We start from the raw sequence: 11487 nt of genomic DNA, 5'->3' as shown, positions 1-11487 counted from the left end.
TCTGGCACTGGCAGACGGGACCGTTTTTAGGGGCTACGCCTTTGGCGCTGCTACCGATACCGTCGGCGAAGCCGTGTTCAACACCGGTATGGCCGGTTACAAGCAGATTCTGACAGACCCCTCTTACGCAGGTCAGTTCGTGGTGTTCACCACCGCCGAAGTCGGCGCCTACGCAGCAAACCATGAAAAATCCGAATCGCGCGACGTGTTCCTGAACGGAATTGTCGTAAACTCGCTGGACGACGTGAGCAAGGAAATTGGCGAAGAGAGCCTGCACGACTACATGCTCGCCCACAAGAAGCCGGGCATCGCGGGCGTAGACACCCGCGCTCTCACCATCCACCTGCGTGAACACGGGGCACAGAAGGCTTACCTCCACGTGGACGGCACCGACATGAGCGAAGCCGATGCTATCGCAAAGGCAAAAGCCTGGGAAGGCCTCGACGGTCAGGATTACGCCAGCAAGGTCAGCGACCCGAACGGCTACGAATTCAGTACCGAAGGCGACCTGAACGTTGTCGCGCTGGATTTCGGTATCAAGACGAACATCCTGAGGAATCTCGCCGCGCAGAACATGAAGGTGACGGTGCTCCCGATTAACGCCACCTACGAACAAATTATGGCGAAGAATCCGGACGGAGTGTTCCTCTCGAACGGCCCCGCCGACCCGAACAGCCTCCCGCAGGTAGCTGCAGTCGTGAAACAGCTGCTGGGCAAGGTCCCGCTGATGGGCATCTGCCTCGGCAACCAGCTTTTGGGTCTTGCTCTCGGCGCGAAAGTTTCCAAACTCAAGTTCGGCCATCACGGCTGCAACCATCCGGTAAAGAACTTGAAGACCGGCGCTGTAGAAATCACGAGCCAGAACCACAACTACGCCATCGAGGAATCCAGCCTCCCTGCGAATGTGGAAGTCAGCCACGTCAACCTGAACGACAACACCGTCGAGGGCATCCGCCACAAGGAACTCCCCGCGTTCAGCGTGCAGTACCACCCGGAATCCGCTCCGGGCCCGAACGATTCCTACTACCTGTTCGGCGAATTCAGACAAATGATTCTCAACTTCAAGGGAGCAAAATAATGACGAAGGCCGCCCCCAAAAAACAGACCAAGTACATCTTCATTACCGGCGGCGTGGTCAGTTCCCTCGGTAAGGGAATCACCTCCGCTTCACTCGCGCTGCTGCTCAAGAGTCGCGGCTACAAGGTGTTCATGCAGAAGCTGGACCCGTACCTGAACGTAGACCCGGGCACCATGAGCCCTTACCAGCACGGCGAAGTTTTCGTGACCGACGACGGCTACGAAACCGACCTTGACCTGGGCCACTACGAGCGCTTCGCAGGCGTGCAATGCTCCAAGGCCTCCAGCTACACTTCGGGTCGCATCTATTCCTCCGTGCTTGCAAAAGAACGCGCCGGAAAATACCTGGGCGGCACGGTGCAGGTCATTCCGCACATCACCAACGAAATCAAGGATGCCTTCCGCTCTGCAGCCGAAAGCGGCGCAGACATCGTGCTCTGCGAAATCGGCGGTGTCGCAGGCGACATTGAATCCCTCCCCTTCCTGGAAGCCGCAAGGCAGTTCCGTTTTGAAGTCGGCGTGGAAAACACCTGCTTTGTCCACCTGGTTTTGGTGCCTTACCTGAAGGCCGCAGGCGAACTCAAAACAAAACCCTCGCAGCACTCGGTTGCCGAACTCCGCAACATCGGTATCTTCCCCGACATTCTGGTGTGTCGTACCGAAATGACGATTCCGCAGGATCACTTGGACAAACTCGCGCTCTTCTGCAACGTGAAGCCCGAATGTGTGATTGAAGAAAAGGACGTGACGGATTCTGTATACGCCGTGCCCCGCGAACTTTCCAAGCAGGAACTTGACCTCCGCGTGTTGGAACAGCTCCGCCTGAGCGTACACCCCATCATCCACTCCGAATGGGACAAACTCGTCAAGAAGGCAACCCAACCGAAGTACGAATGCACCATCGCGCTGGTGGGCAAGTACATCGCCATCCGCGACGCCTACAAGTCCGTGCACGAAGCCTTGCAGCATGCCGGCATGGAACACAACGCCAAGGTGAAAGTGGAATGCATCGAAGCCGAAGAACTTGAAAAGAATCCGAACATGATCAAGAATGCGGACGGCATCTTGATTCCGGGCGGTTTCGGTAGCCGCGGCGTGAACGGCAAGTGTGTTGCCATCAAGTATGCCCGCGAACACAAGGTTCCGCTGCTGGGCATTTGTCTCGGTATGCAGTGCTGCGTGATTGAATTTGCACGCAACGTTCTCGGCTGGAAAGACGCCAACTCCACGGAATTCGACGAAAAGACGGCCCACCCGGTTATTGACCTGATGGACGAACAGAAGAACGTCACCGAAAAGGGCGGCACCATGCGCCTCGGCGCTTACCCGTGCAAGCTCATGAAGGATTCCAACGCGGCAAAGCTCTACAAGAGCGAAAAGATTAGCGAACGCCACCGTCACCGCTACGAATTCAACTACAACAGCGAATTCCGCAAAGAACTCGAAAAGGCCGGCCTCAAGATCGCCGGTACATCGCCTGATGGCAAGCTCGTAGAAATGGTGGAAATCAAGAACCACCCCTACTTCGAAGCCTGCCAGTTCCATCCGGAATTCAAGAGCAGGCCCACTGCGCCGCACCCGCTGTTCAGCGGGCTCGTGAAGGCAGCGCTAAACAAGAAAAATGTTTCGCATGTGCAAGAACAAAAGAAAAAAGGGACCGCATCGGCTAAAACTGCGCCGGCAAAGAAAAAGTAAGCGCAGAACAACCAAATAGAAAAGTCCCGGCACGCCGCCGAGACTTTTTCAATATGCAGAAAGAAATTAGTCGAACACTTTCTTCTTGCGCTGGTCGCGGCCAATCAGCACGAGGCTCACGACCACACCGGCGAGAAGCACGAGTGAAGTCACGATTAATGCGACGGAATGCCCGCAGGTTACCTGGAAGAACAGCACCGAGAGGCTCCAGCCAATAACTGTCTGGAGCACCATCATGAGCGTTCCGTAGAAGCGACCGAGTTCGCGGAAGGCGGTTCCCATGGCGGCAAGGCACGGCACGTAGAGCAAGATGAACAGCAGATAAGCCAGCACCTGGAAGCGACCGAGGTTGAAATGTGCCTGCATCGTCTTGTACGCACCTTCGTTTCCGGCATTTTCGGATTCAGCAATCGCATCCTTAACGCCCAGCGGGTTCGCAATCGAGGTAAAGACTTCTACCAGGTTCGCCGGGACACTCACAAGAGCTTCCTTCACCGTTGATTTGAGGCTAAATGACGACTCGGGTCCCTGAGCCTGCCGAATGGCAGCGTCCTTTAAGGTCCCTGAGCCTGTCGAAGGGGCCACATTCTCGTCTGGAGCTGCGTCGACCTCCCCCGCTTTTTCGGCAGTGTTAGCATCACCCGTGCCCTCGATGGCATACAGCGAATTGAGCGTTCCGACAATCGCCTCTTTCGCGAAGAGCCCCGTAAAGAGCGCCACCGAAGCGGGCCAGTTATCGCGTTCAACACCGAAGGGCTCGAACACGGGCGTAATCACCGTACCCACGGCGCTCAGCACCGACTTTTCGTTGTTATCGTTACCGAAACTTCCGTCAGTGCCGACGGAGCCCATAAAGCCAAGCACCGTCACCATAATGAGCACGACCTTGCCCGCACGGAAAACGAATTCCTTGAGGCGGAGCCACGCGTGGCGGAAAAGGTTGCGCACCTTGGGCAAATGGTAAGGCGGCAATTCCATGATAAACGTCGATTCCTTGCCCATGAAAACCGTATGGCGCAAGAGCAGGCCGTAAATCAGAGCAATCACAATGCCTGTCAGGTAAATTCCGAACACGAGCGTCCCCGCACTTTCGCCGAAGAACGCCGCACCAAATAGCGCATACACCGGGAGGCGCGCGCCACAACTCATGAACGGCACCAGGAACAAAGTAAGGAACCTTTCACGCTTGTTTTCGAGCGTACGCGTGCCCATGAGCGCAGGCACCGAGCAGCCAAAGCCCACAATCATCGGCACGAACGCCTTGCCCGGGAGCCCGAGGAACCGCATAAAGCGATCCGCCACGAACGCCGCACGCGACATATAGCCGGAATCTTCAAGGAACGAAAGGCAAAGGAACATGAAGAAGATAACCGGAATGAATGTCGATACCGTCTGGATGCCCGTACCAATGCCGTTCGCCAACAGCGCCACGACAACGCCCGGCGCGCCAATCTTCGTCAACAGTTCCGTCATGCCATCCACGAAAATGCCACCGAACAGGATGTCGAAGAAATCGATGAATGCGCTGCCGACCTTCACCGCAAACCAGAACACCAGATACATGGCGACTAGGAAAAGCGGAATTCCCAGGATGCGGTTCAAGAAGAGCTTGTCAAGCTTGTCGGTCCGCGTGCTCCTGTTGGTATTGTCGCGAATGACCGCCTTCGCGATGTCGCGGGCGTAGGAGTAGCGGGAATCGGCCAGCGCAAATTCCACCTCTTCGCCCAAGTCTTCTTCAATCTTGTCGTGCGGGATTTCGACACCGAGTTCGTCGGCAAGTTCCAGCACTCGCCCGCTATGTTCCAGGTACTGCACCGCCGTCCAGCGCGGGCTTGCGCCGAGTTTGTCGGCTACGGGCTTGAGCGGCACCGCAATTTCTTCAATCAGTTTCTCGAGAACTTCGGAATGCTTGACCGCCTTCGGGAGCGGAAGCTCGCGGCTGTTATGCAGCAGCTTGTGCAAGTCGTTCACGAATCCTTCGCAGCTCTTGGGCGAAACCGCCGTGAGGCCAATCGCCGTCACGCCGAGGATTTCTTCGAGCTTGTGCAGGTCCACATGGACGCCGCGGCTCGCCGCGATGTCCATCATGTTCACCGCCAAGACCATCGGCACGCCCTTTTCCATCAGCTGGCTCGTGAGGAACAGGTTGCGTTCCAGGTTCGTCGCATCCAAAATATTCACGACTAAGTCCGCCTCGCCCTTGAGCAGGTAATCGAGAGCGGCACGCTCGTCTTCGGAGTTTGCAAACAGCGCGTAAATACCCGGCAAGTCCACCACGCGAATCGTGTGGTTGTCGAGCTTGAACTGGCCTTCCTTCTTTTCGACAGTCACGCCAGGCCAGTTGCCCACAATCTGGTTCGAGCCGGTCAGCGAGTTAAAGAGCGCCGTCTTTCCGCAGTTCGGGTTGCCCGCAATCGCAATCGTGAAAACTTCTTTCTCGATAGGCACTAGACTCTCCTCAACTTGAGCACGTTGGCTTCTTGTTTGCGGAGCGAAAGCCTGTACGAAAGCACGCTCACCTCGACCGGGTCGCCGAGCGGGGCCACCTGCAAAACCTGCAGCACCACGCCACGCACAAGCCCCATCGACAAAAGTTTGGACTTGTAATGCGAATCACCCGTGTTGTATCCAATAATTTCGGCCTTGTCGCCTTTTTTAAGTTCCGAAAACTTCGGTTCGTTATTCATACACCAACGATTTACTTTTTCTTAGATTTAGCGGCGTTCGACTTTTTCGCCGTCACACCCGTATTGGGGGAGTTCACGAACTCCTCGATTTTCTCGAGAGTCTCCGCCGAAAGAATGTGCTCCATGCAGCAGGCGTCCTTGTCAGCAATCGCCTCGGACACGCCGAGCTTGATCAAAAAACTCTTCAGCAGAATGTGACGGTTCAGAATCTGGGACGCCACCAGCGCGCCTTCCGAAGTGAGTTCGACACCGCTGTAAGGCTCCTGCGTCACAAGGCCGAGCTTCTTGAGTTCGATTACCGCCTTGGCCACCGACGGCATCTTGACCTTGAGCGCCGCCGCAATGTCGCGGACACGGGCAATCCCGTTCGCAAGGCGCAGCATGTGCACCATTTCCAAGTAGTCTTCAAGGCTCTGGCTTAACTTTACTTGTTCCATAGGACGGCTCCGATTAGACAAAAAACACACCTTATTTATTAGTCTACGCTAAATTTAGAAAGCATAGGCTAATTAGTAAAGGCTAAACCATAAAAAGGACGCAAAAAGCCACCCCGCTTTCGCAGGGTGGCAGCGCTGTTTTAGGATAAAAAGAGTTTAAACTAGTCAGCGATCGGAATGATATAGTAGGCAGTACCGGTGCTCACGTCCATTTCCTTGGTCAGTTTGCCGCTTTCGACATCGTAGCGGTAGATAGCGCCACTCTTTTCGTCAGCGTGGCCGATGAATGCCGTACCGTCGGTATCCAGGTGGACGCTCGGTGCAAACCAGGGGATGGTGGGAGCAAGCCCCGGAATCTTTTCAACCGTCTTTTTCTTGAGGTCGATGACGACGAAGCTCCATTCATACGCGTAGAAGTTGCTGGGGTCGGCAAAGTGACCGAAGAAACCGAGGAATTTGCCCTTGCCCAGGTAGGTGCCGCCGGTCATCAAGTAGTTTTCGTTGCTTTTTTCACCGTCGTAGGCGGCGTCGTGCAGGTGGAAAACCCAGTCCTTGTCAAACTCGGTTTCGCCCTTCTTGATGCGAATCCAGCCTTCTTCGTAACCTTCCATCCAGCCCATGGCGGCAGGTGCGTAGAAGTAGATGTCTCCGTCCTCGTCCACGAAGGACATCGTGTTGTTCATGTCGTCGTACACGCCCACGGCAGAGACCAACGAGGAATTGATGACCTTCTCGACCTTGTCGCTCTTGACATCAATCACGGCGACACTTGCCTGGGGGCCACCAATCATGGATTGCGCATCAACCAGTTGACCCATGCTCAGGAACAGTTTCCCGTCACGGATTACGGAAGAACCCGGGCCAATCATCTGTGCGCCATCTTCGAGATACTCGCTGAGGTCGATAGTTGCTGTCGTCTTGAGTGTCTTGGCATCTACGGCGACAATGGAGTTCGCGAAGGTCTGGTTCACGTAGAGTTTGTTCTTGTCGGCAAATTTGACCATCATGGCGCCGGTACCTTCGAACTTGGTCGTGACGGCGGGCTTTTCGGGGAGGTTTCCTTCTTCGTCGAGTTCGTAGCGGCTGAGGGTGCTCGTCATGGCCTCATCGACAGAGATAAGGTACAGCGAACCGTCGGAATAGGTGATGCCACCGGAATTAGACGCTTCGATAAAATCCTTCACCAGGTCGCTCTGCTTTTCGCTGAGGCTTCCTGTACCCACCAGCATGGACTTGTCCGTCATGAAGGCGAGGCCATATTTTTTGGCATTGTCAGAATTGCTTTCCGGGGCGGTGCTGGAACTGGAGGAATCGTCGCCACAGGCAGCAAGCATTCCAGCCAAAGTTAAAGCAACAAGAGATTGCTTCGCTGCGCTCGCAATGACGTCGCGAGAGTTTGTTTTTTTAAAGATGTTCATGTTGTTTCCTTTTTTTGAATTTGAAAATGCTTATATTGAAAATCTTATCTTGGTAGCGAAGGCGCGGCCGGGTCTCGATTCACCGTACTTGTCGTACACACGGGCATCCGTAAAGTTGTTCGCCTCAAAGCTCCAGGAAAGCCTGTTTGCCAAGATGGAGTATTCAACGCCCAGGTTCTGCGAGAACGACGAAGGTATGGTGCGGTCCTGACGCTTCGATATTTTCCAGGAGTAATAATATTCGTCGGTGTAATTGGCTAGCCAGTAGAGCTTGAAAAAATCATCCTTGAAAAATACGTCGCCAATATGGAATTCTGCGCCAATGTTCATATAAAATAACGGAATATTGGGTACAGTAAGCCCCTTGTCAATTCCGTAGGTATTGTCCCTTTCACGGCTTCGAATATCCTGTTTCGTCAAGTTGTACGACAGCGAAAGGTATTCGTTCACATCGAGGTTAACATCGATTTCAAATCCCTTTGTCTTGGTTCCCACACTGTTGTAGTAGGGCTGCGGCGCGGTCGAAAGCGGGCTCCAATAGATTCGATCATCCATGAGCAGGTAAAAGCCGTTAAGTTCTAAGTGCAGTTTCAACAAGAGCGGGATATTGTCCACCGTAAATTCGACGCCCGCGGTAAAATTGTCGGATTTTTCGGGATCCAGGTTCGGCGTGCTGGTCTTGTACATGCCGTCGCCAAAGACCTCTTCGTGGGTCGGGAATCGCAGGCTATGCTGATCCCCTACCTTGACGGCTACAGGCTTGAACGGGGAGATGCGCAAGTTTTCGCTGAATCCAAACCCGTCATAGTCAATGCTTTCTCCGCCAAGTCGCTGCACGCGGGAACCGTCGTCATCGGCATCCAGCGTATAGTAATAGAACTTTGCTCCCGCCACATTCTGGATACACTCGCTCCAGAGGTTGTTTTCTAGCGAAAGCCCTGTCACCAGGGAGTGGCTATGTCCCGGAAATCCAGCAGCGTTCATCATCTTCTTGCCTTCGAGCGCAAGTTTATCTGTAGGTTCTTGGGAATCGTAACGGTAGAGCCCGCTCCAGGTCAACACATGGCTCTGGGTAAAAGCGTAATCCAGGTTCCACGGGACAACAAGGCCATAGTTGACGCGTTCGTAAAGGGAGGCTCCGCCCGAACTGATTTCACCGCTAATGGCTTTACTTTCACGATAATTATCCTTAGACCAACCGATGTAATAAATGTGGGTAGTATCGGTAACGTATTCCTTGCCGTAACTGAAATTTGCCGACAGACCGAACGAAAGGCCCTTCACGAACAAGTCCGTTTTTTGAAGTCCCAGAGAAACACCGGAAGACCAACCATCCATGGTCGCGTCTTCGATGCGGTGGGCCTTGGATTGGATTTCCTGGTCGAATGCGCCGTAGCTTGCACTGAGCGATATCTTGTCGAAATAGTAACGGTTAAAATTCACGAAGGGCGATACATTGTAACTGTAATAACGGTCGTGATCTCGCGTTACAACCGTGTCCATGTAGGGCGTGGTGAATTCGTAATCGTTGTCGGAGTAGTTGTAATAGGCCGAAATTCCGGTGGCGATAGCACGGTTCTTGGCAGAATCGGTTACCCACACATATTTTGCGTCGAGCGAGGCCTTATGCGTGTTGAAACTCCCGAAGCTGTAAGAGCCCGTAATGGAACTCTTGGGCAAATCATGCGTTACGATGTTAATCACGCCGCCCATGCCGTCGGTCGCGAAGCGTTCGGGCACATAGCTCTTGTAAATCTCGATGCGGTCAATCTTGTCGATGGGAATATCATTTACCGAAAGATTTCCGTTGCCGTTATCGACGGGAACGCCATCGACAAGCACCTTCACGTTCTTGCCTTCCATGCCGCGGATATTGATTTTGGTCTCGCCCCCGAGGCTCCCCGATTGCCGCACCTTGACTCCCGAAGAGCGGTTCGTAGCGTCTGCGATGGTGGCGCTGGAGCCCTGAAGTTCCGTGGCATCCATGACCTTGACCGATTCGGCCTTGGTTTTCTTATCGACCGGAGCAGCTTCGTTGATTCCTTCGCCTTCGATGCCCATCTCGTCGAGGACCGTTACGCCGGACGATCCCGATTTCGCTGAGGACTGTTCTGCCGGAGCGCTTTCGTTTGTGGAGGTTTCCTCAGCAAAAACATCGTCAAAATTCGTGATTTCTTCGGCAGATTCGGCGTTTTCGCCGTTCACCGTTTCTTGTGCACGCGCGGCCACAGAGGCAATCGCGACCATTACCAACACGAGAGTTGTCAATTTGTATGCAAAAATGTGTTTCATCGCGCCCAAATTGAGAAATATGCGCAAGAAAATTCTACTCCAAAAGGTTTGGCGAAAATCCGTTTGGAGTAGAACAGAAAACATTTTTTTCCAAAATTTGATTCAGCCCTTTTGGGAGGAAACGCTATGAAAAAGAAATCTTTGCTCTCTTGGATTTTTCTGTTTGCCAAAAACAAGAAAAAGTATTACATCGCAAGCATATTCTTTGCGCTTTTGCGCGTCGCTTGCGGAATCGTCCCTTACATCATTATCGCAAACATCGTGCGCGAACTGCTTTCGGGCGTGCGCGACTGGGATGTTTACCTTAAGGAATGCCTGATTATTGCGGCATTCTGGTTCGGAAACGTCCTGTTCCACAGCATTTCGACGACGCTTTCGCACGTAGCGACGTTCAACGTTCTCGGCAACATCCGCAAGGACCTTTGTGACAAGCTTTCACGAGTGCCGCTGGGTTCTGTTCTCGACATGCCTTCGGGCGCTCTCAAGAACATCCTGGTAGAACGCATCGACAGCATGGAAACGACGCTTGCGCACGTAGTCCCGGAATTTACCTCGAACCTAATCCTCCCTGTGCTCATGTTCGTCTACCTTTTCCATATCGATTGGCGCATGGGGCTTGCCTCGCTCGGCACGCTCCCGATTGGTATGGTCGCCATGGCGGTTATGTTTGCCGGAGCGCAGAAGTGGTTCGATAATTCTATCCAGAAAACGAAGGCCTTGAACGACACCGCGGTTGAATACATTAACGGCATCGAAGTCATCAAGGCGTTCGGCAAGTCAAAGTCTTCTTACGACAAATTTGTAGTAGCCGCAAAAGAAGGGAGCGACTGTTTTGTCGAATGGATGCGTCGCTGCATTTGGCCCCATTCCCTTGCCATCACGGTCGCTCCTGCCACGCTATTGACGGTGTTGCCGTTTGGCGGTTACTTCTATTACAACGGCTCCATTACGGCCGTGGATTTTATCACCGTCATCATCGTTTCGGTGAGCATTATGATGCCGCTCCTTACCATCATGAGTTACAGCGACGACATCAGCAAGGCGGGTGTCATTTTCGGCGAAGTCGGCTCCGTTTTAGACATGAAGGAACTCGCACGCCCCGCGGCCGACAAGCGTAAACCCGCCGACAACTCCATCACGTTGAAAGATGTGCGCTTTAGCTACCATAAGGGAATCAAAGGCGAAGAAAAGAAGGAGATTCTTCACGGCATCAACATGGTTCTCCCCGAAGGAAGCTTTACCGCATTCGTGGGCCCGAGCGGTTCCGGCAAATCGACGATTGCTCGCCTTATCGCCTCGCTGTGGGATGTTGACAGCGGCGACATCGAAATCGGTGGCGTGAACATCAGGGATCTTTCGCTCGAAGAATACAACCGCCGCATCGCCTACGTTTCGCAGGACAATTTCTTGTTCGACATGTCCGTCCGCGAAAACATCCGACTCGGGCGACCTTCCGCATCGGATGCGGAAGATATCTGCAAAGAAAACATATACTGCGCGAATGCGCCGCCGAGCTTTTGAGGTACGGAAAGCGCCCCTTGGTTCTCGCGGGCAAAACCGCTTGGGCGGTCGCGGGCAAAGCCGTAGATCAAAGCCTTTCGGACGGCGGCGTTTCGTACCGTCTTTATATTCACAGAGGCTCCTGCAACAAAGAGGATGCCGCCTCGATGGCTTCGCTTGCAAAACAAGAGGAATGTGACCTGATCGTCGGTGTTGGCGGCGGCGTGATCATGGATTTTGCAAAGCTTGCCGCCGTGATGGCCGATCTCCCGATCGTCAATATCCCCACCTCGTCTGCCACCTGCGCCGCGTATACGCCGCTCAGCGTTTGCTATACCCCCGAGGGCAAAACGGTCGGAACGGTGCATCACGACAGAGAGG

The 11487-nt window shown here is 53.8% G+C and carries 9 protein-coding genes; 4 read left to right on the top strand and 5 right to left on the bottom strand.

Going from position 1 to position 11487, the window contains the following annotated elements; translation table 11 throughout:
• Position 1: 1 nt before the first annotated feature.
• On the top strand, positions 2-1078 hold the full coding sequence (carA, locus tag Q0628_RS07330; RefSeq protein WP_298769625.1) for a glutamine-hydrolyzing carbamoyl-phosphate synthase small subunit: 1077 nt from the start codon (positions 2-4) through the stop codon (positions 1076-1078).
• A complete protein-coding gene (locus tag Q0628_RS07325; RefSeq protein WP_298769622.1) occupies positions 1078-2772 on the top strand; it encodes a CTP synthase in 1695 nt (564 codons plus the stop codon). The genes carA and Q0628_RS07325 overlap by 1 nt, the downstream gene beginning before the upstream one ends.
• 66 nt (positions 2773-2838) lie before the next feature.
• On the opposite strand, the gene feoB is transcribed toward Q0628_RS07325, so the two are convergent.
• The 5 genes from feoB to Q0628_RS07300 all read right to left on the bottom strand — a co-directional run bounded on the left by feoB (position 2839) and on the right by Q0628_RS07300 (position 9606).
• A complete protein-coding gene (gene feoB / locus Q0628_RS07320; protein ID WP_298769620.1) occupies positions 2839-5220 on the bottom strand; it encodes a ferrous iron transport protein B in 2382 nt (793 codons plus the stop codon).
• Entirely contained in the window at positions 5220-5459 is a 240-nt protein-coding gene (locus Q0628_RS07315; protein ID WP_298769618.1) for a FeoA family protein, read from the bottom strand. Before Q0628_RS07315 ends, feoB begins: the two co-directional genes overlap by 1 nt.
• 11 nt (positions 5460-5470) lie before the next feature.
• A complete protein-coding gene (locus Q0628_RS07310) occupies positions 5471-5896 on the bottom strand; it encodes a metal-dependent transcriptional regulator (protein WP_298769616.1) in 426 nt (141 codons plus the stop codon).
• Positions 5897-6057: 161 nt separating this feature from the next.
• Entirely contained in the window at positions 6058-7314 is a 1257-nt protein-coding gene (locus Q0628_RS07305) for a hypothetical protein (protein WP_298769614.1), read from the bottom strand.
• Positions 7315-7344: 30 nt separating this feature from the next.
• On the bottom strand, positions 7345-9606 hold the full coding sequence (locus Q0628_RS07300; RefSeq protein ID WP_298769612.1) for a TonB-dependent receptor: 2262 nt from the start codon (positions 9604-9606) through the stop codon (positions 7345-7347).
• Positions 9607-9732: 126 nt separating this feature from the next.
• Here Q0628_RS07300 and Q0628_RS07295 point away from each other — a divergent pair, with 126 nt between their 5' ends.
• Both Q0628_RS07295 and Q0628_RS07290 read left to right on the top strand, forming a co-directional pair.
• On the top strand, positions 9733-11127 hold the full coding sequence (locus tag Q0628_RS07295; protein WP_298769610.1) for an ABC transporter ATP-binding protein: 1395 nt from the start codon (positions 9733-9735) through the stop codon (positions 11125-11127).
• The coding region (locus Q0628_RS07290) for an iron-containing alcohol dehydrogenase (protein WP_298769608.1) at positions 11124-11487 on the top strand (364 nt) is incomplete at its 3' end. The genes Q0628_RS07295 and Q0628_RS07290, both read left to right, overlap by 4 nt.

The organism is uncultured Fibrobacter sp., from assembly GCF_937877005.1.
Taxonomy (GTDB): domain Bacteria; phylum Fibrobacterota; class Fibrobacteria; order Fibrobacterales; family Fibrobacteraceae; genus Fibrobacter.
Note: the sequence above shows the minus strand (reverse complement) of the source record. Positions and strands in the feature narration are given on the sequence as shown.